The organism is Paractinoplanes bogorensis (assembly GCF_018829635.1).
GTDB classification, from domain to species: Bacteria; Actinomycetota; Actinomycetes; order Mycobacteriales; family Micromonosporaceae; genus Actinoplanes; species Actinoplanes bogorensis.
Genome location: NZ_JAHKKG010000001.1, coordinates 541,411 through 563,509 on the forward strand (window position 1 = coordinate 541,411; position 22,099 = coordinate 563,509).

Here is a 22,099-nt window from a genome sequence, read left to right on the forward strand (position 1 = left end):
TTAATGGGGCGGATCGGTCTTTACGCCAGAGAGCCAGAAGGATAGAACATGCCCATGCCGCAAAGCCTCGTTACGCCGGTGACCCTGTCGGTCGTCACCCCGATGTACAACGAGCGCGAGGCGGTCGATCACTTCGTCGGCCGGCTCCGGCCGGTCCTCGACGCGCTGAACGTGCCGTACGAAGTGGTCGCGGTCGACGACGGCAGCACCGACGCCACCGTCGCCCGGCTGATGCAGCTGCACGCCGACTGGCCCGCCCTGCGCGTCGTATCGCTGCGCCGCAACGTCGGCCACCAGACCGCGCTGCGGGCCGGGCTGCGGGCCAGCCGCGGCGACTACGTGGTGAGCATCGACGCCGACCTGCAGGACCCGCCCGAGGCGATCGGCGAGATGCTGGCCAAGGCGCTGGCCGAAAAGGTCGACGTGGTCTACGGCGTGCGCAGCGACCGCAGCACCGACACGGCGTTCAAGCGCAACACGGCCGGCATCTACTACTGGGCGATGCGGCGGATGGTCGGGCCCTGGGTCAGCGACCAGGCCGGTGACTTCCGGCTGATGAGCCGGGCCGTGGTCGACGTGCTCAACGAGCTGCCCGAGCCGCGCCCGGTCTACCGCCTGGTGGTGCCGTCGCTGGGCTTCTCCAGTGCCGAGGTGCCCTATGTGCGGGAGGAGCGCGTGGCCGGCACGACGAAGTACCCGCTGTCCCGCATGATCCGGCTGACCTTCGACAGCGTGACCGGCTTCTCGGCCGCCCCACTCAAGATCGCGACCTGGCTCGGCCTGCTCAGCTTCGTGCTGTGCGTGGTGCTGATCGTGACCGGGCTGGTCGCCTGGGGCACCGGCGGCGTGGTGCCGGGCTGGACGTCGCTCTACATCGCCGTGCTGCTGCTCGGCGGAATACAGCTCATCTGCCTCGGGCTGCTGGGCGAATACGTCGGGCGCATCTACATGGCCACCCAGAGCCGGCCGCCGTTCCTGGTCGCCTTCGACACCGCGACCACGCCGCCCGACTCGCTGGAGTCGCTCGACACGGCCGATGTGATCATCGATCGCCGGCCGGCGGCCTGATCCGGGGCAGCTCGAACCGGTCGAACGGCGCCGGCTCCAGAAATGATGTGATCGCGCCGATCCGGCCGTCGCGCGGGGTGAGAAGCGTGATCGACCAGGCCTCGCCGTCCATGTAGAACGCGACGGCGGGGACGCCGTTGGCCGTCAGCTCGCTCCACTGCCAGCTGGGGCAGCGCGTCATCGGCACAGCGACGATTCTGGCGTGCGCCGGCCGTCACATCCACCGAGCCTGTTGAAGGAAAGACGAGCGCTGGGAGACGTACGGGAATGAAATGGTCTTTGATTCGTGCCGAGTATGCCGCGCTGGCCGACGATCTGGCCGGCCTCGACGACGGCCAGTGGGCCAAGCAGTCGCTGTGCGGTGAGTGGACCATCGAGGAGGTGGTCGCGCACCTCACCGCGGCTGCCAGCCTCTCCTTCCCGCGCTGGCTGCGCAGCGTGATCGGCGCTCGGTTCGACTTCGACCTGCACAACCGGCGCCGGGTCGCCGAGTTCCGGGGCGCCACTCCGGCCGAGACCCTGGCCCGCTACCGGGCGGCGGCCGCGCACGCCACCGGTCCGGGCGGTCCGGTCGACGCGTGGCTGGGCGAGATCGTGGTGCACGGGCAGGACATCCGGCGACCGCTCGGGCTGCCCCGCACGCCGTCGGCCGAGGCCCTCGAGCGGCTCGCCCGCTTCTATGTGCGCCGGGACTTCACCGTGGCCAGCAAGACGGTCAGCGCCGGCCTGCGGCTCGAGGCGACCGACGGACCGTTCACGCACGGCACCGGCGAGCTGGTGACCGGCCCGACGCTGGCGCTGATCATGGTGATGGCGGGCCGGGCGGCCTACGGCGACGAGCTCGCCGGCCCGGGTGCCGAGATCATGCGGGCTCGGTGCTCACCAGCAGCTTGACCAGGCGGTCGAGCTCGTCGGAGGGGTCGGCGGCCAGACCCATGTGCACCGGGCCGGCCCGCAGGATCGTGCTGCGCGGGGCGACCAGCCAGCGGAAACGCTCGCCCAGGCTGACGTCGCCCGCCGCCCCGGCCCCGGAACAGGTCGCGTCCCACGAGGTCAGCGCCGCGCTGACGGCGGGCACGTCGACCTGCGGGTCGAGGGCGCGCAGCAGTTCTTCGCGCAGGTCGGTGCGGGCCGACAGGAAGTCCTTGCGCTGGCAGTAGAGGACGACACCGACGTTGACCACCTCGCCGCGCTCGATGCGGGGCACGGCCTGGATCACGGCGTACTCGTAGGGGATTCTCACGGCAGCCAGGCCTCCGGGCGCTCGGCGCGGGCGCTGAGATGGGCCTGGTAGGCCTCGCGGTCGCCCTCGTCGAGCCACTCGGAGGGCACCTGGGCGATCGCCGCCGCCAGCAGCTCGGGCGTGATCCGCTCGGCCAGGGCCGGGCCCTCGGTGGCGAGCTCGGTCGCGTACGGCTTCAGAACGTGGTCGTCCCACTTGTACGCACGGTGCACGACGGCTTCCGCGCGCGGCCAGTTGTGATGGAAGTACAGCGTCGCTCCGTGGTCGATCAGCCAGAGTCCGCCGTGCCAGATCAGCAGGTTGGGGTTGCGCCAGCTGCGGTCCACGTTTTCCACGAACGCGTCGAACGCGATGACCCGGGAGGCCAGCCCCGCGTCGACCGGGTGCACGACCGGGTCGTACCCGAGGGCGCCGGGCAGGAAATCCATCCCCAGGTTGACCCCGGCGCTGGCCTTGATCAGCTCTTGGACCTCTTCGTCGGGCTCGGCCCGGGCCACCACCGGGTCGAGGTGGACCTCGGTCAGCTCGGGGACCGGCAGCCCGAGGGCCCGGGCGATCTCGCCCGAGATCACCTCGGCCACCAGGGCGCGGGGGCCCTGCCCGGCGCCGCGGAATTTCACCACGTACGTGCCGAGGTCGTCGGCCTCGACGACACCGGGCAGGGAGCCGCCCTCACGCAGCGGGGTGACGTAACGAATCGCGGTGACCTGACGTAGCACCCCTAGACGGTATCGGGCCCCTGCTTACGCAGCTGATCCACCTTGGTCATGGCCTCGCGCAGGTCGTTCAGCCACTGGTCGGTGTGCTGGCCGACCAGCTTGACGCACCAGGCCAGCGCCTCGGACCGCGAGCGGGCCACGCCCGCGTCGACCAGGGTGTCGAGGATCTGGCGCTCGGGCTGGCGCAGCCGGGTCATCACCGGCGCGGCCAGATGGGTGAACAGCTCGTTGGTGTCGCCGCAGCGCACGCCCCACGCGACCTTGCGCTGGTAGCGGTGCTCGACCTGACGCGCGACCCGCATCCGGGCCTCGCGGGTGTCCTCGCGGAACTGGTTGATCCGGCCGGCCTGGGCGGCGGCCCGATCGGCCTCGGTGCTGCCCTCGCCCAGCTCGGGCTCGGTGATCCGGCCCCAGATGATGATCTCGTCACGGTCGATGACGATCTCGGGGCGCTCGCTGAACCATCCGTCGGGGATGGCGCCGGTGACCCAGCCCGGTGCGTCCTCGGCGTTCGGTGGCTCGACTCGTCCGGGCGGTGCGGTGCGGAATCGCATGATTTCTTTCCCCCTCGTGCAACGGTGATTACATGATTACACCGTTAATTCGGATGCTGCCACTGCCGTCGGCTGGCTAGCGTGCGCGCATGACTGCCCTCGTACGGCATGAGTTGCGCGCCGCCGAATCCGGACCGGCCCTGAAGGCGCTGACGGAGTGGACCCCGGCCGACGTCCCGGGCGGCGGCGTCCATCCCGGTGACATCGGGTGGCACCTGCGATTCGCCGAGGCCACGGTGCTGCTCTGGACGGACGGCGACAAACCGGTGGCGGTCGGCTTCTCCGACGGCGAAGTGCTGCGTGTGACCGTCGCGCCCGGTGCTGACCTGGGCGCTGGGCTCACCGAGGGTGCGGTCGACGGCTTTCCCGTCCCGGGCCGGGTGCCGCATCCGACCGAGGCCTGGCTGGCCATGTCGTGGAGCCCGCGGCCGGTCACCACCCGGGCCCGGCCGGTCGGGGACGCCGATGTCGAGGATCGGGTGCTGGTGCAGCGCTCGGCCTTCAAGAATTCGACCTTCACCGCCGACAAATGGCACACGATGAAGCGGTCGCCCGCCGGTGACACGGCCCTCGACTTCCTGGTGCGGACGCCCTCGGGCGAGCCCGCGGCCGCGGCCACCGGCTGGTTCGCCGGGCCCGGCCGGTGCGGGCTGCTGGAACCGGTCGGCACCCATGAGGACCACCGCGGCCAGGGCTACGGCCGGGACGCCGTGCTGGGCGCGTGCGCGGCCCTGATCGAGCGTGGCGCGTCGGCAGTTGCCGTCGTGCCCCGTTCAGAGAACGCGGCCGCCGTCGCCGCCTACCGATCGGCCGGATTTACCGTCGTGGCCGAGAACCGCGATTGGGTACGCCCTCCGGCGGCCTGAGCGGGCACACTGGGCGGCATGGAGTTGCCGATCAATCCGCCGGTCAAGCCGATGCTCGCCAAACCCGTCGCCGAGATCCCGCCCGGCCAGGTCTACGAGCCGAAATGGGACGGCTTCCGGTCGATCATCTTTCGGGACGGGGCCGAGGTCGAGATCGGCAGCCGCAACGAGAAGCCGATGACCCGCTACTTCCCCGAGGTCGTCGAGGCCGTGCTGGCCAACTTCCCCGAGCGGGTGGTGATCGACGGCGAGATCATCGTGGCCGACACCGAGCGCAACACGCTCGACTTCGAGGCCCTCCAGCAGCGCATTCACCCGGCCGCGAGCCGGGTCAAGCTGCTCAGCGAGCAGACGCCGGCCAGTTTCGTCGCGTTCGATCTGCTGGCCATCGGTGACGAAGACCTGACCGAGGAGCCTTTCGCCGTACGGCGTGGTCGTCTCGAAGAGGTCCTGCGCGACGCCAAGCCACCGGTATACGTCACCCCGGCCACCGAGGACCACGAGACCGCGGCCCGCTGGTTCGCCGAGTTCGAGGGCGCCGGGCTCGACGGGCTGATCGCCAAGCAGCGCGACCTGACCTACCAGCCCGACAAACGGGTGATGACAAAGATCAAGCACAAGCGCACGGCCGACTGCGTGGTGGCCGGCTACCGGGTGCACAAATCGGCCGACAACCGGATCGGCTCGCTGCTGCTCGGCCTCTACGACGAGCGCGACGTGCTGGTCAGCGTCGGGGTGATCGGCTCCTTCCCGATCAAGGTGCGCGAAGAGCTCTTCGAGGAGCTGCAGCCGCTGGTCACCGAGTTCGAGGGCCACCCGTGGAACTGGGCCGCCCACATGGACGGCGAGCGCACCCCGCGCAAGAACGAGGTCAGCCGCTGGAACAACGGCAAAGACCTGTCGTTCACGCCGCTGCGGCCCGAGCGGGTGGTCGAGGTGCGCTACGACTACATGGAGGGCATCCGGTTCCGGCACACCGCCCAGTTCGAGCGGTGGCGCCCCGACCGGGATCCGCACACGTGCACGTACGAGCAGCTGGAACGGCCCGTGCAGTTCGATCTGGCCGAGGTGCTGACGGGCCGCTGAGCGTCGCCTGCATTCCGTTGTCAGACCGACCGGATAGCCTCGTGGCAGCAACCCGCCGTCGAAAGGTCAGCATCGTGCCGCGCCGTTCCCGTCTGGTCGTCGCCGTCCTAGCCGCGGTCGTGGCCGTTTCCGCAGGCTGCACGGTGCCCTCGTTCGCGCCGAACGGGTCGGGCGAGACACGCGCACCGTCCTCTTCGTCGTCGGCCGCCCCGAGCACGAGCGGCACCGCCGACTGGCGGCCCTGCCCCGACGTGCCGGAAAAGCTGGTCGGCCAGGGCGCGCCCGGCATGACCTACGACTGCGCCGATGTCAGCGTCCCCCGCGACTGGAACAACGCCGGCAACGGCGAGACCTACTCGATCGCCATGATCCGCATCCGGTCGTCGAAGCAGCAGGGCCGCATCGGCTCGCTGCTGATCAACCCGGGCGGCCCCGGCGGCTCCGGCATCGACACCTCGGTCTACCTGTCGTTCGGCGAGGCCTTCGGCGGGCTGCCGACCGAGGTCACCAACAAGTTCGACATCATCGGCTTCGACCCGCGCGGCGTCGGCCAGTCCGACCCGGTCAAGTGCATCAGCCCGGCCGACCAGGACCAGAGCTTCTCGGCCCCGCCCGACCCGGCCAGTCTGGCCGAGTTCGACAAGCTGGTCACGCTGAACAAGAAGATCGCCGCCGACTGCGCCGCGAAATACGGCGACCAGCTGCCCCTGTTCTCGACCGAGCAGGCCGCCCGCGACATGGACAAGCTGCGCGAGGCGGTCGGCGACGACACGATGACCTACCTCGGTTTCTCGTACGGGACACTGCTCGGCGCCACCTACGCCCAGCTGTTCCCGAAAAAGGTGCGGGCCCTGGTGCTCGACGGCGCGGTCGACCCCAAGCAGAACTTCGTCGAGGGCTCCGAGACCCAGGCCAAGGGCTTCGAGCGGGCGTTCACCAACTTCACCAACTGGTGCAAGGCCACGCCCGACAAGTGCCCGATCGCGCCCGACGCGCGCAAGGCGGTCACCGACGCGATGAAGGCGGCCGAGACCAACCCGATCGCCGGCACCGACGGGCGCAAGGCGACCAGCGGCTGGATCTTCGTCGGCGTCATCTCATCGCTGTACACCGAGTCGGGCTGGGCCAAGCTGGCCGCCGCGATCGCGCAGCTCAAGACGGGCAACCCCAAGGGGATCTTCGCGCTGGCCGACGCGTACGCCGAACGCAAGCCCGACGGGACGTACAGCAACCTGTTCGACGCCAACCTGGCCGTGAACTGCGCCGACACCGACGACGCGCCGACCGTCGACGAGGTGCGCCGGATGCAGGGGGAGTGGCGCACCAAATACCCGCTGTTCGGGGCGGCGCTCGCGGTCGGCATGCTGCCCTGCGCGGTGTGGACGGGCGAGCGCGACCCCTACCCGGCGGGCGCGGCGACCGGTGCCCCGCCGATCGTGGTGGTCGGCACGACGGGTGACCCGGCCACGCCGTACGAGAACACCGCCGATCTCGCCTCGATGCTCGGCGTCGGGCACGTGCTGACCTGGGAGGGTGAGGGTCACACGGCCTACCCGAACACGCCCTGCATCGCGAACGCGGTCGACTCGTACCTCATCGATCTGAAGGTGCCGCAGGAGGGCCTGCGCTGTCCGGCAAAGTGATGCCCTCCCGCTCGGCGAGGGCCTCCATCAGGGCCCGGACCCGGCGCAGGTTGTTCTTCAGCTCCTCCTGCTCCTCGTGATGGAAGGCGTCCGAGTCGACGATCAGCTTGCTGGCGAAGTGCGCGGTGATCAGCGGGATCACCACCAGCACCATGAGCGAGATGAGGATGCCCGCGAGCAGCCGCGCCTCCCACGACGACGGTGAGATGTCGCCGTAGCCGACCGTCGACGCGGTGACGACGGCCCACCAGATCGAGTCGCCGATGGACTGCTCATCCTCGAAGAAGTGGTAGAGCACGCCGCAGACGACGATCAGGATGGCGTACGCCAGGATCAGCGTGGCGGGCGAGTTGGCCAGCCAGACGATCGCCCGGTAGATCCGCTTCAGCGGCGTGAGCAGCACATGCATGGCCGACATGGTGCCATCCCGGGGTGTGTGACACTGCCGGGATGAAGTTTCGGACAGCGACTCGAGCCGATGTACCCGCCGTTCTGCACCTCTTGGCCGACGACGACATCAGCCGTTCGCGGGGTTACGGGTCCGTGCCCGAGGCGGTCGACGCCGCGGTGTGGGCCGCCTTCGACGAGATCGACGGCGACCCGAACAACGAACTGCTGGTAGCCGACGACAACGGCGACATCGTCGCGACCTGCCAGCTGACCTTCATCCCGGGCCTGAGCCGCTTCGGCGCCCGCCGCATGACCATCGAGGCCGTCCGCGTCCGCTCCGACCGCCGGGGTGCCGGCCTGGGGCGTGCGTTCATGGAGTTCGCCCTCGACCAGGGGCGGGCCCGGGGTTGCCACCTGGCCCAGCTGACCACCGACAAACGCCGGGGGTCAGCGCACCGCTTCTACGAGGGGTTGGGCTTCGTAGCCTCCCACGAGGGCATGAAGCTGCAGCTCCGCTAGTGGCCTCCCGTCAGCTCTTTGCGGGCGGCCGCCACCAGTTCCTCGTTCGTGTGGGCGTGGCCCCACAAACCCCAGCCGCCCGGAGTGGCCTCGGTCAGCAGCACCCACGTGCGCCGGGCCAGTGCCTCGTTCCCCGACGCTGACACCACCAGGTCGGTCAGGCGGCGGACCACTTCGAGCTGCTTGTCGCGATCCAGGGCGCCTGCGTTTGTCAGCACTTGGACGCGTACGTGGGAAGGGTCTCCGTTGACGTCGGCCAGCACTGCGTCGTGGATGAAGGCGGCCGTGTTCTCGCGGAACATCGCGATGTCGGGCACCTTTTCGACGTCCTTGACGATGGTGGCGGCGTCCGTCGCCAGCCGGGCCGGGTCGGCGAACGTGCCGGCCGGTGCGTAAATGTCGATCATCGGCATGGTCAGGCCGCCGCGATGAAGGCGAGCAGCGCCGGGTTGACGATCTCGGGGTGGGTCCAGGCGATGCCGTGCGGGCCGTCCTCGACCTCGATGATCTCGGCGCTCGGCACGAACTGGCGGATGCGGCGGGCGCCGAAGTCGATCGGGATGTTCTGGTCGGCCGTGCCGTGCAGCACCAGCAGCGGGACGTCGATCTTGGGTAGGTCGGAGCGGAAGTCCTCCTGCCAGGCGTCGACGCAGTGCAGGGTGGCCAGCGCGCTCGCCGTCGCCGCGTTGGCGAAGTTGGCCCGCAGCGCCTGCTCGCTGATCCGTACGCCCAGGTTGGTCGCGGTCACGAAGTGGGTCTGGAAGTAGCGCTCGAGATAGGCGAACCGGTCGGTGCGGATCTGCTCGGCGATCCCGGCGAACACCTCGGGCGGGAAGCCGATCGGGTCGTCCTCGCTCCAGGCGAACTGCGGGCCGAGCGTCGCGATCATCACCGCGCGGGTGACCCGGGCCGAGCCGTAGCGGGACAGGTAGCGCGCCACGTCGCCGGTGCCCATCGAGAAGCCGACCAGCACCGCGTCGGTCAGATCGAGCTGCGTCATCAGCGCGTCGAGGTCGGCCGCGAACGTGTCGTAGTCGTATCCGGTGGCCGGCCGCCCCGACCGTCCGAACCCGCGCCGGTCGTAGGTGATCACCCGGTGGCCGGCGTCGAGCAGCGGGCCGACCTGCTTCTCCCACGAGGTGCCGTCCTGCGGGAAGCCGTGGATCAGCACGATCGGCCGCCCCGACCCGTGGTCCTCGAAGTAGATCTCGTGCGCGTACGGCATGTCTTCCCCTGACAGGACTGTTCGACAAATGACCCTGTCATATTGGCCGTTAGTTGAGCAAGAAGACAAGACTTGACAGGAGCAAAAAAGAGACGAACCCTGCGCCTACGCTGAATGAATGCCGATCAGCGCGAACGCACGCTATGGCGTCGTCGCTGCCCCCGGAGGGCTCGAGCTGGTGCAGGAACTGCTCAACACGTGCGCGCGCGGGATCACCCAGCGCACGGCCGACCTGCTCGACGACGCCGGCACGGCACAGGAGTGGGCCGACGGCATGCTCGACCGGCTCGGCGTTCCCCGCGCGGCGGTCACTCCGGTCGACATCGCGGCCCTGCGCGAACTGCGGGACGCCCTGCGCGAAACCCTGCACGGGCGACCGGTCCCGGTGGCCGAGGAGATCACGGTGGAGGTCGGTGGGGACGGGCTGGTCGCGTACGGGGGAAAGGGCCGGCCCTCAGCCCGGATCCGCGGCGCCGTGCTGGCCGAAGTGCTGCTCGCGCAGGCCCGGGGCGAGTGGCCGCGCTTCAAGTTGTGCCAGTTCCCGCCGTGCGACCTGGCCTTCTACGACGGGTCACGCAACCGCAGCGCCCGCTGGCACGACGAGCGCTGCGGCAACTACGTCAACCTGATCACGTCTCGCGAACGCCGTCGTCGCTCCAGTTAGCGGCGTTCTTGCGGCTCGGCTGCACCCGCGGCGGCTCGCCCGGCATCTTGGGGTGGTCGGGCGGATAGGGCATGTCGCCCTGGCCGTTCTTCTCGTCGCGCTCGACCCACTCGAGCAGCGGCGTCAGGTCGTGGGCGACGTCGTCGATCGCCGCGTGCGGGTCCCCGATCTCGGCGAACCGGCGCGGCAACGTCCGCAGATCGAAGTCGTCCGGCTCCACGTCGGGCAACTCGTCCCAGGTCACCGGGGCCGAGGCGGTGGCCCGGCCGTTCGCCCGCAGCGAATAGGCGCAGGTGATCGTGCGGTCGCGGGCCATCTGGTTGAAGTCGAGGAACACCCGCTGCCCGCGCTCCTCCTTCCACCAGGCGGTGGTGATCAGATCGGGGCGGCGGCGCTCGGCCTCACGGGCCAGCGCGATCGCGGCCCGGCGTACCTCGACGAACGACCACTGCGGCGCGATCCGCATGTAGATGTGCGCGCCCCGGCCACCCGACGTCTTGGGGAAGCCGGCCCAGCCCAGATCGTCGAGCACCTCGCGCAGCACGCCGGCCGTGCTGACCACGTCGGCGAACGTGTTGCCCGGCTGCGGATCGAGGTCGATGCGCAGCTCATCCGGGTTGTCCGGGGCATCGCCGCGAACCGGCCACGGATGAAAGACCACGGTGCCCATCTGGGCCGCCCAGGCCACGTGCGCAAGGTCGGCCGGGCACAGCTCGACGGCCGTACGGTTGCTCGGGAACTTGATCTGCGCCGTCTGAATCCAGTCGGGCACACCGCGCGTGGGGATGCGCTTCTGATAGAAAGCCTCACCCTCGATCCCGTCCGGAAACCGCTGCAACGTCGTCGGCCGGTTCTTGAGCGCACGCATGATCCCGTCGCCAACCGACAGGTAATAGTCGAAAACGTCACGCTTGGTATAGCCGTGCTGCGGAAAGACGATCTTGTCAGGGCTGCTCAGCCGCACCTGGTGACCGGCGACGTCGATCTCTTCCGCGGGAGCCTTGGGCATGCGTCCGACGATAGTGGGTGGGCGCGCTTCGCGATTCCCGCCGATCAAGATCTTCATGTCCCGGCCGGGTGGTGGGTGACGGACCGTCGCTCCCGCGGGGACCGCGCCGTGCCTCGCTGGGCGCTGGCGCGCCCAGAACGCGAGGCGCGTCACGGCGGCGTGCGTGAGTGGTTGCGCCAACTAGCCGCGGACGCGGTTGTCCAAGGGAGCGGGCTGGGCGGCCCACCACTCCGACGGGATCTGGGCGTGGATCTCGTCGGCGATGGCTTTCAGGTGGGTTGCCGTGGCGTGGCCGTGATGGGCGTCGGCCAGTCCCTTCATGCGCATGTACCACTCGGCGAGTTGTTCGCATTTTACCGATACCTGGTAGTCCATCCGCCGAGGCTAGGCCCGTCGCCGGCCGCCCGTTCGCCGAACCGCTCGCGGTGCACCCCGAAGTGTCAGACTGCGCGGGTGAACGAGCTGACTCTGGCGCCGCGCACGCACGACCTGCTCTCACCGCGGGGTGCCGCCCGGTGGCCCGAAGACCGGCCGCGCCCGACGCTGCGCACGCTCGACCTTGTCATCGACGGCACCTCACTGCTCGACCGGGTGTTCACGCAGCTGCCCACGTTCTCGTTGCGCTCCCCACTGTGGATCGGCTACCCGCTCGTCGTCACCCACGCCCGCGCCCTGCTCGGCGGGGGCCCGTCCGACCTCGCCGACGACGACCCGGCCGATCATGTCGCGCTGTTCATGTGTCCCAGCTGCGCGATCGGTGGCTGCGGCGTCCTCTCGGCCCGCCTCACCCGAGACGGCAACCGGGTCCACTGGACCGACGTCGGCCGCCAGATCCGCGGGGTGGCCGACCTGGGCCCGTTCACGTTCGACGCCGATCAGTACGACGGGGTGTTGCGGCCACTCACCGAGACCTGACCGGTTTAGTCCGGTCGAGCGAGCTGGTTCTGTTCCGCTTCGGCGGCCACCCGGCCACCCGGCCGGACGGCGGCGACAGCTCGTGAGGGTGCATCCCCGGGCCGGGCGACGGCCAGGGTCACGTCCGGGAAGCTGATATCGCCGGAACACGGAGGACTCGTCGCTGTTCAGGCAGTGCCCGCGGTTGCTCGCTGAATCGCCCGAGCGTCAGTTCCGGCAACCGAGGGCGCGGCCCAAGCCGGCGCTGCGTCAGTCGGAGCGACGCGGATGGCCTCGACGGTCATCCGGTAAGCGGCTCAGACCCGCGGCGATGATCCACCTCGTAACTCGACCGCGGCACTGGACGGCGCACGTGAGAGCTACTGACCGAGGCCCGCTCCGGGCGGTTGGGGTGGTAGGGCACTCGCACGCCCCGGATGAGCCGGTGGCCGCCGCCGACGGTGCCGGATGAACGCTCGCCGGGGCCGGGGCCGGGGCCGGGGCCGGGGTTCGTGGCGGATGCGGGATCGGGGCGCCCGATCGCCGCTCGGGCAGCCGGGCAGCATGCGCCGGGCGACACCGACGGGCGCGTTTGTCCGAGCCGGCTTGATGTGGCGGAGGGTCTACGGCGGCTGCGTAGGGAGATGGTTCTGGGGCGGTGCCGGCGGAAGCTCGGCCGGAGCGCCCTTCTCGTCCGCACGCATGGACCAGATGTCGGAAGATGCGTGCGGGGCGACAGGGCCGATCGGCTGACTGGGAGTCGGTCGGCCCCGGCGTGGGTCAGGACTGCTTCGGGTCGAGCTTGATGGACAGGCTGTTGACGCAGTGGCGCGTGTTCTTGGCCGTCATGTGCTCGCCCTTGAAGACGTGGCCCAGGTGGGAGTCGCAGTTGGCGCAACGGATCTCGGTGCGGACCATGCCGTGGCTGTAGTCGTCGATCTCCTTGACGGCGCCGGGGATGGCGTCGTCGAAGCTGGGCCAGCCGCAGTGCGAGTCGAACTTGTAGTCGCTGGGGTAGAGGGCGGCACCGCAGGCGCGGCACTCGTACATGCCCTGAGTCTTGGTGTCGACGTATTCGCCGGACCAGGCGGGCTCGGTGCCGGCCTGGCGCAGCACCCGGAACTCGTCGGGGGAGAGGCGCACGCGCCACTCCTCCTCGGTGGTGGGAAGCGTGGATTCGTTTGTTGCCATGTATTAAAGGTACGACGCACTCGCGGTGCGCCCAGCCGGCTCGGCTCGACCGTTGAACCCGGGCATGGAAGATGCATCGCCGGCCACCTTCAGGCCCACCTGGCATCAGGCCCTCGGGCGCGGTCTCTACCTCGGCTCGCTGACCGTGGTGGGGGTGTTGCTCATCACGTCCATGCTGTTGCTGACCGGCTTCGTCGAGCCGCCACCGGGGCACGTGTGGGCGGCGTTGATCCTGGTCCCGTCGCTGGGTGGGGCGCTGGTCGGCATGCTCGTGGGCCGGGTCACCGGCACGCAGATCAGCTCGCGCGGGATCCGGACCCGCTCGGTCTTCACGCCGTGGCACCAGGTCGTCGACCTGCGAGCCGAGCGCCGGGGCGCCCGGACCGTGGTGTCGGTCTACCTCGACTCGGGGGCGAGTGTGCAGCTCCAGGCCCCGTACAGCGGGGGCTTCTTCGCCGCCGACCCACGCTTTGAGGGCAAAATGTTCGCTTTGTCCGCTCATGTGCGTAGTCACCGTTTCGGTGGTCTTCCGGGATGATGACCCGCCGAGGGTGCTTAACGGGTAAATCGGGCATTTGCCGCTAAGCTCCCCACGGACCTGGAAACACCGGAACAGGAATGGATAACTCCTCATGAGCTCAATTCGCCGGATCGTCGCCGTCGGCCTGCCCGCCGTCGGCCTCGCCGCAGCTCTCTCGCTGGGTGTCTCCCCGGCCCTGGCCGCCACCGGAGAAGGGGCGATGCCCGTCGTCGCCGCCACCGGCTACGGCACCCCGGACGCCACCGACGAGGCGCCGACCCGCGGGCAGGGTGGGTACGGAACGCCGGGCGCCACCACGGCGCCGACCACGGCGGCCACGCCGACCGCTACCGCGGGCGGTTCGCCGGACACCGACACGCCGGACACCGACACCCCGACCCGGGGTCAGCCCGGCTACGGCCCGACGCCGACGGCCAGCGTCGACACGGTGCCGCCGGGTGTCAGCCCGACCACCAGCAGCCCGGGCGTGGCCCCGGCCACCACGACCCCCGGTGGCGGCGTCAGCGCGGGCGGTGCCCTGCCCGTGACCGGCGCTCCGATGGGCACGGTCATCTCGTTCGGCGCCCTGCTGGTCGCCGCGGGTGCCGCATCGGTCTGGTACACGCGTCGCCGGCGTAACGCCTGACGTAAACGCTGTCTGACGAAAGCCGCCCGCAATCCGGGCGGCTTTCGTCGTTCCCGAAGCCGCGCTCACCATCAAGATCAAGAGCTTGATGTCCCGGCTGGGCGCCGCAGTTGGCTTCTGGGGTTTTGGGTTTGGGCGCAACCGCTCACGCACGTCGCCCGGGCGCTCCGAGCGTTCTGGACGCGCCAGCGGCCAGCTCGGATCGTGCGGGTCCCCGCGGGGGCGACGGTCTGTACGCCCCACCCCGCCGGGACATCCGGATCTTGATCTTGATTTGCGGGTCAGAGAACGAACGCGTCCGTCCAGAGCTGGCGCGACTTGCCGGACAGCGCCTGCATGAGCCCCACCGCCTGGTTGTCGGTCAGGCCGGCCACGAAGTCGATCACGGCGCGGCCGCGGGCCCGGTCCAGACGCTCGGGCGTGCCGTCGGGCAGCTCGGCCTCGGCCAGCTCGACCAGGTCCCGCAGGCGGCTCGGGATGCGCTCCTCCTCGTCGGGGTCGGTCAGCCAGGCCATCAGCGCGTCGACCAGCGAGGCGACCAACCGGCCCTGACCGCGCTGGTGCAGGGCCAGGTCGGGGCGGGCCAGCACGAACCGGTTCTGCACGAACTTGAGGATCTGCACCTCGTGCCACTGGGCTGTGGCGAGTTGCACATGCCCGGATCGCACGGCCGGGTCGGCGATCGCCTCGATCGAGTCGACCAGGCGTCTGGTCCAGGTGGCCGAGAACGCCGCCACCTGCGCCTCGGCCTCGACCGAACCGTCGAACGGCCGGGCCAGCAGGCCGTCGACCAGTTCGGCCCGCACCAGCTCGACGGCGGCCGCGAAGGCCTCGTCGTCGGCGATCCAGCCGTCCTTGCGGTGCAGCTGACGACGCAGCGACTCGATCGCGCCGCCCGCCCGGGTCAGCTCGGTGGCCGGGCCCCAGCGCTGCCAGGCCATCAGCTCGGTGGCGACCGCGCCCTGCTGCAGGATGCCGACCCGGTGCACGTCCTCCAGGTCGTGGATGGCGTATGCGATGTCGTCCGCCGTGTCCATGACACTGGCCTCGACGGTCTGCTGCCACTCGGCGACCCGCCCGGCGAACGGCGCCCGCGCCGCGTGCATGTCGGCCGACTCGGTCGAGTAGGCGCCGAACTTCACCGAACCGCCGTCCGGGTCGTCCGGGGGCGGGGCCGCGCCGCGCGGAGGCGGTTTCATCAGCCGTACGGGCCCACGCCGGGTCCACGGATATTTCAGGATCGCCGCCCGCACCGCGTTGGTCAGGTTGAGCCCGATGGTCCGCTGGCCGCGGATCTCGGTGCTGGTGACGATGCGGTAGGACTGCGCGTTGCCCTCGAAGCCGTCGCGCAGCCGCAGCCGCTGCCGGGCGACCCGGTCGAGCACCCGCTCGCCCAGGTGGCCGAAGGGCGGGTGGCCGAGGTCGTGGGCCAGGGCGGCCGCCTCGACCACGTCGGGGTCGCAGCCACCCAGCTTGTCGGCCAGATCGGGGTCGACGCGCTCGGCGATCGCGCGGGCCACCTGGGCGACCTTGAGGCTGTGGGTCATCCGGTTGTGCACCAGCAGGCCGGCGCCCCCAGGGCTGATCACCTGGGTGACGCCGGCCAGCCGGGCGAAGAACGGCGACGCGACGATCCGGTCGCGGTCGACGCGGAACGGGCTGGCGGCGAGGTCGCCGGGGGCGACCAGCCGGTTGCCGAAGAGGCGCTGAGCCCGGGGATCGTCCATCCCCCGTACGTTACCGGGACTGCAGGGCGTCCAAGGCGACGGACATGGCCGCGACCAGGCGACGGTCGAGCCGCGGGTCGTGGATCGTCACGATGTAGCGGTCGCGCAGGCCCCACTTCTTCACCACCGAGAACACCGGGCGGTCGCCCAGCACGAAGTCGAAGTGGTAGGGCAGCCAGGACAGCGCCTCGACGAACCGGCGCACGATCGCGACCACCGTGTTGGTCTCGCGGCCGATCATCTCGCCGTAGCCGGGCTGCTCGAGGTGCCAGGTCGAGCGGAGCAGCGACTGCTTGAAGTTCTTGCGGAACAGGCCGATCGGGGCGCCGTGGGCGTCGGTCACGTCGTAGGTGGCGCCCAGGTCGATGCGCTGGCGGGCCTTGAAGCCGAACACCGGCACCGACTTGGTGTCGTCGGAGTACAGGGTGACCTGTTCCTTGAACGCCATCCGCTTCTGCTGCGCGAAGGCGAGCAGACCGGCCTCACTGCCGTCCGGAGCGGCGGCGTGGATCTCGTATTGGTTCACCATCAGCCGGATGCGCTGACGGATGACCAGCTGCTGCTGAGTTTGAAGAGTGTCGACAGTCACGGTCGAGCAGTGTGTCACAAACGGCTTCCGGTGGCGGGACGGTCACTCGGCCCGTCAGACTGGGCGAATGGCGAAGCGAGGACGTAAGGGATCTTTGATTGCGCTGGCCCTGGGGGCGGCGGTGGCGTGGGTCGCGCGTGACATCCCGCGCCAGATGGGGGCCAAGGCCAAGGGCGAGCGGCTGGCCCGCATGCTCGACTCGCCGCAGTACGCGGACGGGAAGTTCCACAACTCCGTACCGGCCACGATGCTGACCGCCACCTCGATGCCGAAGGTCTTCGCCGCCACGCTGCGCGACCGGGAGCGCCGCCACCCGCGCCTGCCGATCCCACTGGTCACTCCCGACCCGGGCGCCACCGCCGACGGTCTGCACGTCACCTGGTACGGCCACTCCTCGGCGATGGTCGAGATCGAGGGCCGGCGTGTGCTGCTCGACCCGGTGTGGAGCGAGCGCTGCTCACCGTCCCGGCTCTCCGGCCCGCGCCGCCTGCACGAGCCGCCGGTCGCGCTGCGCGATCTGCCGCCGCTCGACGCCGTGCTGATCTCGCACGACCACTACGACCACCTCGACATGGAGACGATCCAAAACCTGGTCGACCTGCAGGCGGCGCCGTTCCTGGTGCCGCTGGGCGTGGGCGCGCACCTCGAGCGCTGGGGCGTGCCGGCCACCCGCATCGTCGAGATGGACTGGAACGACAAGCACCGGGTGGGCGGGCTCGAGTTCGTGGCCACCGCGGCCCGGCACTTCAGCGGGCGCGGGCTCGGCCGCGACGGCACGCTCTGGACCAGCTGGGTGATCAAAGGCCCCAGCCGCAAGGTCTTCTACTCGGGCGACACCGGATATTTCCCCGGGTTCGCCGAGATCGGCCGGGAGCACGGGCCCTTCGACGTGTCGCTGGTGCAGATCGGGGCGTACAGCGAGAACTGGCCCGACATCCACATGTTCCCCGAGGACGGCGTGGCCACCCACGTCGACGTCCAGGCCGGGGTGATGATCCCGGTGCACTGGGGGACGTTCAACCTGGCCCTGCACGACTGGGCCGAGCCGGTCGACCGCACGTGGCGTGAGGCCAAGGCCCGCGGCGTACGCCTGGCCGTGCCGCGCCCGGGCGAGCGGGTCGACGTCGACAACCCGCCCGCGGTGGACGGCTGGTGGCAGCAGATCGCCTAGGCGGCTAACACGTAGGCGGCGACGAACAGGGCGGCCAGCGTGATGGCGTACGCCGTCATCACGAGGGCGGTCGGGACCCAGGCCTGGGGACGGGTCAGGCGGCCCGGGCGCCGGGGCCGCCGCGAGCGGGTTTGTTCTCGGCCGGCGACGCGTACGGCAAGACTCGGGCGGGACGTCATGGCGAACCCCCTGGAGATGCGTAGCGGTGCGGATGTGAAGGCCAGTGTGCGGGCGGCAAACCCGCTCAATCCAGGGGATATGCGGGCATGAACCGGCATCGCGGTGGCTCGGTGGGACGAAGAGCGCTGTCGTCTATCCGACTGCGCGGCGCAGACGGGCCAGGGCGGGGAACGGCGCGGCGAGGGGTCTCACGGCAGGATCTGCCACTGCACGCTGACCCGGGCGGCGTCGGGCGGAGCCGCGGCCGCGTATTCGTCGACCACGGCCTTGATGCGACCGCGTAGTTCGACGGCCTGGTCAGCGGAGAGCAGCGGCTGCTCGGTGCCGAGGAAGAACGCGTCCTGCCAGGGCTCGGCCATCGCCGGGAGGTTCCCGATGGTTGCCTCGACACGCTGGAAGGGCGGTTGCGGCGTCCAGGTCGGTGCGGGCGGAGGTGGCCTGCCACCAGCGTTCCCGGCCGGTGCCGCAGCCCGCGTCCTCGACGAAGCCGTACGCGGCCAGCTGACGCAGGTGATAGCTGGTGGCGCCGCTCGACTGACCCAGGAGTTCGGCCAACTTGCTCGCGGTGGAAGGGCCGCGTTCCCGCAGCAGGTTGAGCAGACGCACTCGCAGGGGGTGGGCAGCTATCTTTGCAAAGGAACCTTTGCTGCAGGCACGCAGATCTTGACGGCACCGGGCGCCACCTTGGCCGAGAACGACTTCGTCTTGGCGCGGGCGCCCCCGTCCAGCTCGTACTCCATCTTGGAATCGAGCTTCACGTCGACCCGGCGAGCGCGCGTGGTGCGGACGAACGGGGAGCTGTCGCTGCGTCCGACGGCCATCGTGCCGAGCGCCCGGGCCCACTCCAGGGCGCCGTGCGCGGTGGCGACGCCGACGTCGAGCCAGCCGTCGTCCGGCTTCGCGTCGTCGAAGGCCCGGATCCCGCCCGTGATCGTGCCGACGTTGCCGATCAGGACGCAGCTGGCCTCGTCGTCGAACCACTTCGTACCGTCGATCTTGATGGTGACAGTGGCCGGCGACTCGTTGATGTGCCGGACACCCGCCCACACGTACGCGAGCTTGCCCAGCCGGTCCTTCAGGTTCCGGTCGGCGTCACTGATCATCGCGCCGTCGAAGCCGACACCCGCCATCACGCCGAAGTGCTCGCCCTCGAACCGGCCCAGATCGATCCGGTGCGGCGTGCCGTGCAGCGCGATCTCGACGGCCTCGGCCAGGTCGTGCGGAATGCCCAGGTTGGTGGCCAGCAGATTGCCCGTGCCGGCGGGGATGATCCCCACCGGCACCGACGTGCCCGCCACGACGTCGAGCGTCCGCTGCACCATCCCGTCGCCGCCCCAGACGATCAGGCGGTCGACCTTGGACTTGAGCACCTTGCGTACGGCCGCCGGCGCGAACTTGCTCTTGGGCACCTCATGCCAGAGCAGGTCGTCGATCCCGGCGTCGGTGAGGCGGCGGCGCAGTTCGTCCAGGCCGCCGCCCAGCGTCTTCTTCTGATGGGCGACTACGGCGATGGTGCGGGGGGTACGCATGGCGAGAGGCGTACCCGATGCGCCCGGAAAGTAGTCAGCTGACCGTCTCGCGCATGCGCTGCTCGGCGGCCGCGCTGCGGATCACCATGAGGCGCAGCTCCAGCTCGTCGGACACCATCGAGGCCAGATGTTCCAGGGCGGTGAGCTGCCGCTTCGAGGCGTCGCGGGGCCGGTTGTCGATCACGTTGACGGTGCCCAGCCGGTAGCCGTCGTGCGTCCGGATCGGCGCCGCCGCGTAGAAGCGCAGCCCCAGCTCGCCGCGGACCAGCGGGTGCTCGAGCGTCCGGGGATCGACCGCCGCATTATTGATCACGTAAACATCGTCCTGAGCGATGACCGACGCACACAGGCCCGGTTCCTTGCCCACCTCGCGGATGCCGCTGAGCCCCTGACACGCGGCGAGCCAGACCCGATCCTGCTCGACCAGCGACACGGTCGCGATCGGAGTGTCGAAAATAGCCCCGGCGACGAAGGCGATCCGGTCGTACGCATCCTCGACCGGCTGATCGACCAGCCGATACCGGCGGACGGCGGCGAGACGCGCCTGCTCCTCCGGGCCCACGGTGTCCAGATACTCGTACGCGTTCGACGACACAGGATTGCTGTTAGTCATGTCCGGTGATCCCCCTAACAAGTGGCATCAACGACCAACCGGCAGTGACTGGCGGGTCACGGTAGGCCTCAGTGACTCAAGAGCCTAGAAACGGCATCGCTGTCCGGCAATGCTCTCGATGGGCGAATTGAGCTCCCGGTGAAGTATTCACGCTCGAAGTCGCACAACCAGTCGGTCACCACCCGTTTCACGGTAACCCGCTTCCACCCACTCGGCAGTCCGAGCAAGACCGTTTCCCCGTACGCCGACACGCGCACCCAACCGCACCACCAACTGATCCAAGTCGCGGGTGCGCGTCCCGGCCACCTAGCGACGCGCAACGGTTCGCGGTCGGCTCAGCGTGCTCCCGATGCGTGGACCTGCTCGGTGCTTCCAGCCCGGTCGACTCGCGGCCCGGGCACGCTTCCGTGTGTGGGCGGGCGGTTTGCTGTGCGCGAGGGCTGATTCTCGTTCGCGTAGTACGTCGGCGACGCGAGGTCAGTGGTGGCCGTCGCCGAATTCTTCGGCCCAGGTTCGCCAGTTGTCGAGGACGCCGTAGAGGCCCGGGGTCAGCCAGCCCGGCGCGGAACGGCGGAAGACGCCCGGGTCCATCGAGCCGGCGCCCTCGGGGAGTGCGCCGATCATGTGCGGGACCAGTTCGCTCAAGTTGGCCCAGTGCACCAGGTCGGGGTCGGCGGGCCAGGCGCCGATGACGACGCCGGCCGGGACGCCGCGACGGGCCAGCGCCTCCAGGGTCAGCGCGGTGTGGTTGAGGGTGCCCAGGCCGGCCCGGGCCACCACGATGGTGCTGACGCCGAGGGTGGTGGCCAGGTCGGCCACGGTCCACGACTCGCCCGAAGGTCGCACGCCCATCGGGACCAGCAGCCCGCCCGCACCCTCGACCAGCACCAGGTCGTGCTTGTCGGCCTCGGCCCGGATGGCGTCGACGACCTCGTAGAGCTCCAGCGGCGGCATCGAAGCAACCGTGGCGGCCGCCAGCGGGGCCATCGGCTCGGGGTATTCGGCCAGCGTCAGAGTGGTGTCGGGAGCGGCCAGCCGGGTGATCGTCTCGATGTCGGTGGGCGCGCCGGTGACGGTGCCGGTCTGGCCGGGCTTGATCACGGCGACGCGCAGGCCCGACTGCTGGGCCGCAGCGGCCACGGCGGCGGTGACGATCGTCTTGCCGACGTCGGTGTCGGTGCCGGTGACGAGCACGATGCCTCGCCACTCGCCGGTCTCGGGGCGCCTGGGTGCGGGTTGAGCAGCCGGAGGCGCCTGAGCGGCAAGCTCGGCCGCCACCTCGTCCCCGATCGACTCGACGGGCGGACGCGGTCCCGCCGACGCGTCGGGCAGCCCGTGCCCGGGCGAGGGCGAGACAGGCGCCGGAGACACCGGGGTCGGAAGACCGGGCGCTGGGGACACGGGTGCAGGCAGGCCCGGCGCAGGCGACACGGGCGCCGACGGGTCGGGTGCCGGGGACACGGGCGTCGGCAGGCCGGGTGCGGGCGACACGGGCGTCGGTAAACCAGGCGCGGAAGGCGACGTCTCGGGAGATGCCGGTTCGACAGGCAGCGCAGTGGCCGCAGGCCCGGCGCCGGGCGTCGCGGGACCGGTCACGACGTACTCGGTCAAGTCGGCGCCAGGCGTCGTGGAGCCGACTGCGGCATAACCAGACGTGGCGGGGCCGTGCGTCGCGTCGCCGGGCGTTCCGAGGTCGTGCGGGGCGTGACCGGGTGTGGCGGGGCTGGGCGTCCCGAGCTCGGATGTGGCAGGGCTGGGCGTCCCGAGCTCGGACGTGGCGTGACCGGGCGTCGCGGTCTCAGGTGTCGCGTGTCCGGGCGTGGCGGGGCCGGATGTGGCCGGGTCGGGCGTTGTGGCGTCGGGTTCTGTGGCGTCGGCAGTGCGCTGGCCGGGCACTGCGACGACGGCGGCCTCGGTCTCGGATGTGGCCGCCGCGGAGGCCGGCACGGCCAGGGCCTCGAGTTCGACCGGCGCCAGCACCACAGCCGGATCGACCGGGCGGGACGCCGTGAAGCCCTTCGAAGTCGCCCTCAGGATGAGCGTCGCGGCGGGT

Annotated in this window: 29 protein-coding genes; 11 read left to right on the plus strand and 18 right to left on the minus strand. The window is 70.4% G+C overall.

Annotated elements, in window-relative coordinates; translation table 11 throughout:
• The first annotated feature begins 48 nt into the window (after window positions 1–48).
• Window positions 49–1,068, plus strand: a complete 1,020-nt coding sequence (locus KOI35_RS02600; RefSeq protein ID WP_246612369.1) for a glycosyltransferase family 2 protein — start codon at window positions 49–51, stop codon at window positions 1,066–1,068.
• Here KOI35_RS02600 and KOI35_RS02605 read toward each other — a convergent pair.
• Window positions 1,043–1,255, minus strand: coding sequence for a hypothetical protein (locus KOI35_RS02605; protein WP_215784346.1), 213 nt, complete (start codon window positions 1,253–1,255; stop codon window positions 1,043–1,045). The genes KOI35_RS02600 and KOI35_RS02605 overlap by 26 nt on opposite strands.
• Window positions 1,256–1,347: 92 nt before the next feature.
• Between KOI35_RS02605 and KOI35_RS02610 the strand changes: the two genes are divergently transcribed.
• Window positions 1,348–1,962: a maleylpyruvate isomerase family mycothiol-dependent enzyme gene (locus KOI35_RS02610; protein WP_246612370.1), complete on the plus strand. Its 615-nt coding sequence runs from the start codon at window positions 1,348–1,350 to the stop codon at window positions 1,960–1,962.
• On the opposite strand, the gene KOI35_RS02615 is transcribed toward KOI35_RS02610, so the two are convergent.
• Genes KOI35_RS02615 through abmR form a run of 3 tightly spaced genes read right to left on the minus strand, consistent with a single transcriptional unit; the run spans window position 1,931 to window position 3,584 of the window.
• Window positions 1,931–2,311, minus strand: coding sequence for a DUF3037 domain-containing protein (locus KOI35_RS02615; protein ID WP_215784348.1), 381 nt, complete (start codon window positions 2,309–2,311; stop codon window positions 1,931–1,933). The genes KOI35_RS02610 and KOI35_RS02615 overlap by 32 nt on opposite strands.
• The gene (locus tag KOI35_RS02620) at window positions 2,308–3,030 is read right to left on the minus strand and encodes a HipA family kinase (RefSeq protein ID WP_215784349.1); all 723 of its coding nucleotides are present in this window, start codon (window positions 3,028–3,030) and stop codon (window positions 2,308–2,310) included. Before KOI35_RS02620 ends, KOI35_RS02615 begins: the two co-directional genes overlap by 4 nt.
• Before the next feature lie 2 nt (window positions 3,031–3,032).
• Window positions 3,033–3,584 carry an ATP-binding transcription factor AbmR gene (gene abmR, locus KOI35_RS02625; RefSeq protein ID WP_215784350.1) on the minus strand — a complete coding sequence of 184 codons (552 nt, stop codon included), beginning with the start codon at window positions 3,582–3,584 and terminating at the stop codon, window positions 3,033–3,035.
• Window positions 3,585–3,673: 89 nt separating this feature from the next.
• On the opposite strand from abmR, the gene KOI35_RS02630 reads away from it, so the two are divergent.
• The 3 genes from KOI35_RS02630 (at window position 3,674) to KOI35_RS02640 (ending at window position 7,179) form a co-directional block, all read left to right on the plus strand.
• Entirely contained in the window at window positions 3,674–4,450 is a 777-nt protein-coding gene (locus KOI35_RS02630; protein WP_215784351.1) for a GNAT family N-acetyltransferase, read from the plus strand.
• A gap of 18 nt (window positions 4,451–4,468) precedes the next feature.
• Window positions 4,469–5,536 carry an ATP-dependent DNA ligase gene (locus KOI35_RS02635; protein WP_215784352.1) on the plus strand — a complete coding sequence of 356 codons (1,068 nt, stop codon included), beginning with the start codon at window positions 4,469–4,471 and terminating at the stop codon, window positions 5,534–5,536.
• A gap of 74 nt (window positions 5,537–5,610) precedes the next feature.
• On the plus strand, window positions 5,611–7,179 hold the full coding sequence (locus KOI35_RS02640; protein ID WP_215784353.1) for an alpha/beta hydrolase: 1,569 nt from the start codon (window positions 5,611–5,613) through the stop codon (window positions 7,177–7,179).
• Here the strand turns inward: KOI35_RS02640 and KOI35_RS02645 are convergent.
• Entirely contained in the window at window positions 7,130–7,597 is a 468-nt protein-coding gene (locus KOI35_RS02645) for a potassium channel family protein (RefSeq protein ID WP_246612371.1), read from the minus strand. The two genes, KOI35_RS02640 and KOI35_RS02645, sit on opposite strands and share 50 nt — an antisense overlap.
• Before the next feature lie 32 nt (window positions 7,598–7,629).
• Here KOI35_RS02645 and KOI35_RS02650 point away from each other — a divergent pair, with 32 nt between their 5' ends.
• A complete protein-coding gene (locus tag KOI35_RS02650) occupies window positions 7,630–8,088 on the plus strand; it encodes a GNAT family N-acetyltransferase (protein ID WP_215784354.1) in 459 nt (152 codons plus the stop codon).
• On the opposite strand, the gene KOI35_RS02655 is transcribed toward KOI35_RS02650, so the two are convergent.
• Together KOI35_RS02655 and KOI35_RS02660 are read right to left on the minus strand one after the other, a co-directional pair.
• Window positions 8,085–8,495, minus strand: coding sequence for a tautomerase family protein (locus KOI35_RS02655; protein WP_215784355.1), 411 nt, complete (start codon window positions 8,493–8,495; stop codon window positions 8,085–8,087). The two genes, KOI35_RS02650 and KOI35_RS02655, sit on opposite strands and share 4 nt — an antisense overlap.
• An 8-nt stretch (window positions 8,496–8,503) precedes the next feature.
• Window positions 8,504–9,313 (minus strand): alpha/beta fold hydrolase, encoded by an 810-nt coding sequence (locus KOI35_RS02660; RefSeq protein ID WP_215784356.1) that lies wholly within the window; start codon window positions 9,311–9,313, stop codon window positions 8,504–8,506.
• 118 nt (window positions 9,314–9,431) lie between these two features.
• On the opposite strand from KOI35_RS02660, the gene KOI35_RS02665 reads away from it, so the two are divergent.
• Entirely contained in the window at window positions 9,432–9,977 is a 546-nt protein-coding gene (locus tag KOI35_RS02665; protein WP_215784357.1) for a CGNR zinc finger domain-containing protein, read from the plus strand.
• Here the strand turns inward: KOI35_RS02665 and ligD are convergent.
• Complete coding sequence (ligD, locus tag KOI35_RS02670) at window positions 9,943–10,986, minus strand: non-homologous end-joining DNA ligase (RefSeq protein ID WP_215784358.1); 1,044 nt, start codon at window positions 10,984–10,986, stop codon at window positions 9,943–9,945. The genes KOI35_RS02665 and ligD overlap by 35 nt on opposite strands.
• A 180-nt stretch (window positions 10,987–11,166) precedes the next feature.
• Window positions 11,167–11,361, minus strand: coding sequence for a hypothetical protein (locus KOI35_RS02675; protein WP_215784359.1), 195 nt, complete (start codon window positions 11,359–11,361; stop codon window positions 11,167–11,169).
• Window positions 11,362–11,439: 78 nt separating this feature from the next.
• Between KOI35_RS02675 and KOI35_RS02680 the strand changes: the two genes are divergently transcribed.
• The gene (locus KOI35_RS02680) at window positions 11,440–11,901 is read left to right on the plus strand and encodes a hypothetical protein (protein ID WP_215784360.1); all 462 of its coding nucleotides are present in this window, start codon (window positions 11,440–11,442) and stop codon (window positions 11,899–11,901) included.
• A 759-nt stretch (window positions 11,902–12,660) separates the two neighbouring features.
• On the opposite strand, the gene msrB is transcribed toward KOI35_RS02680, so the two are convergent.
• On the minus strand, window positions 12,661–13,071 hold the full coding sequence (gene msrB / locus KOI35_RS02685; RefSeq protein ID WP_215784361.1) for a peptide-methionine (R)-S-oxide reductase MsrB: 411 nt from the start codon (window positions 13,069–13,071) through the stop codon (window positions 12,661–12,663).
• Between the two features lie 64 nt (window positions 13,072–13,135).
• On the opposite strand from msrB, the gene KOI35_RS02690 reads away from it, so the two are divergent.
• Both KOI35_RS02690 and KOI35_RS02695 read left to right on the plus strand, forming a co-directional pair.
• Window positions 13,136–13,609: a hypothetical protein gene (locus tag KOI35_RS02690; RefSeq protein WP_215784362.1), complete on the plus strand. Its 474-nt coding sequence runs from the start codon at window positions 13,136–13,138 to the stop codon at window positions 13,607–13,609.
• A 94-nt stretch (window positions 13,610–13,703) separates the two neighbouring features.
• On the plus strand, window positions 13,704–14,237 hold the full coding sequence (locus KOI35_RS02695; protein WP_215784363.1) for a hypothetical protein: 534 nt from the start codon (window positions 13,704–13,706) through the stop codon (window positions 14,235–14,237).
• A gap of 281 nt (window positions 14,238–14,518) precedes the next feature.
• On the opposite strand, the gene KOI35_RS02700 is transcribed toward KOI35_RS02695, so the two are convergent.
• Both KOI35_RS02700 and KOI35_RS02705 read right to left on the minus strand, forming a co-directional pair.
• On the minus strand, window positions 14,519–15,964 hold the full coding sequence (locus KOI35_RS02700) for a deoxyguanosinetriphosphate triphosphohydrolase family protein (RefSeq protein ID WP_215784364.1): 1,446 nt from the start codon (window positions 15,962–15,964) through the stop codon (window positions 14,519–14,521).
• Window positions 15,965–15,974: 10 nt separating this feature from the next.
• A complete protein-coding gene (locus tag KOI35_RS02705; RefSeq protein WP_215784365.1) occupies window positions 15,975–16,553 on the minus strand; it encodes an LURP-one-related family protein in 579 nt (192 codons plus the stop codon).
• Window positions 16,554–16,620: 67 nt separating this feature from the next.
• Here KOI35_RS02705 and KOI35_RS02710 point away from each other — a divergent pair, with 67 nt between their 5' ends.
• On the plus strand, window positions 16,621–17,724 hold the full coding sequence (locus KOI35_RS02710) for an MBL fold metallo-hydrolase (RefSeq protein ID WP_215784366.1): 1,104 nt from the start codon (window positions 16,621–16,623) through the stop codon (window positions 17,722–17,724).
• Here KOI35_RS02710 and KOI35_RS02715 read toward each other — a convergent pair.
• The 6 genes from KOI35_RS02715 to bioD form a co-directional block, all read right to left on the minus strand.
• Window positions 17,721–17,903, minus strand: coding sequence for a hypothetical protein (locus KOI35_RS02715; protein ID WP_215784367.1), 183 nt, complete (start codon window positions 17,901–17,903; stop codon window positions 17,721–17,723). The two genes, KOI35_RS02710 and KOI35_RS02715, sit on opposite strands and share 4 nt — an antisense overlap.
• 189 nt (window positions 17,904–18,092) lie before the next feature.
• Complete coding sequence (locus KOI35_RS02720; RefSeq protein ID WP_215784368.1) at window positions 18,093–18,263, minus strand: hypothetical protein; 171 nt, start codon at window positions 18,261–18,263, stop codon at window positions 18,093–18,095.
• Window positions 18,202–18,564, minus strand: coding sequence for a winged helix-turn-helix domain-containing protein (locus tag KOI35_RS49285; RefSeq protein WP_438870584.1), 363 nt, complete (start codon window positions 18,562–18,564; stop codon window positions 18,202–18,204). The genes KOI35_RS02720 and KOI35_RS49285 overlap by 62 nt, the downstream gene beginning before the upstream one ends.
• A complete protein-coding gene (locus tag KOI35_RS02730; protein WP_215784369.1) occupies window positions 18,528–19,433 on the minus strand; it encodes a diacylglycerol/lipid kinase family protein in 906 nt (301 codons plus the stop codon). The genes KOI35_RS49285 and KOI35_RS02730 overlap by 37 nt, the downstream gene beginning before the upstream one ends.
• Before the next feature lie 34 nt (window positions 19,434–19,467).
• On the minus strand, window positions 19,468–20,046 hold the full coding sequence (locus KOI35_RS02735) for a GAF domain-containing protein (protein ID WP_215784370.1): 579 nt from the start codon (window positions 20,044–20,046) through the stop codon (window positions 19,468–19,470).
• A gap of 477 nt (window positions 20,047–20,523) precedes the next feature.
• Complete coding sequence (bioD, locus tag KOI35_RS02740; protein ID WP_308120788.1) at window positions 20,524–21,243, minus strand: dethiobiotin synthase; 720 nt, start codon at window positions 21,241–21,243, stop codon at window positions 20,524–20,526.
• Between the last annotated feature and the right edge of the window lie 856 nt (window positions 21,244–22,099).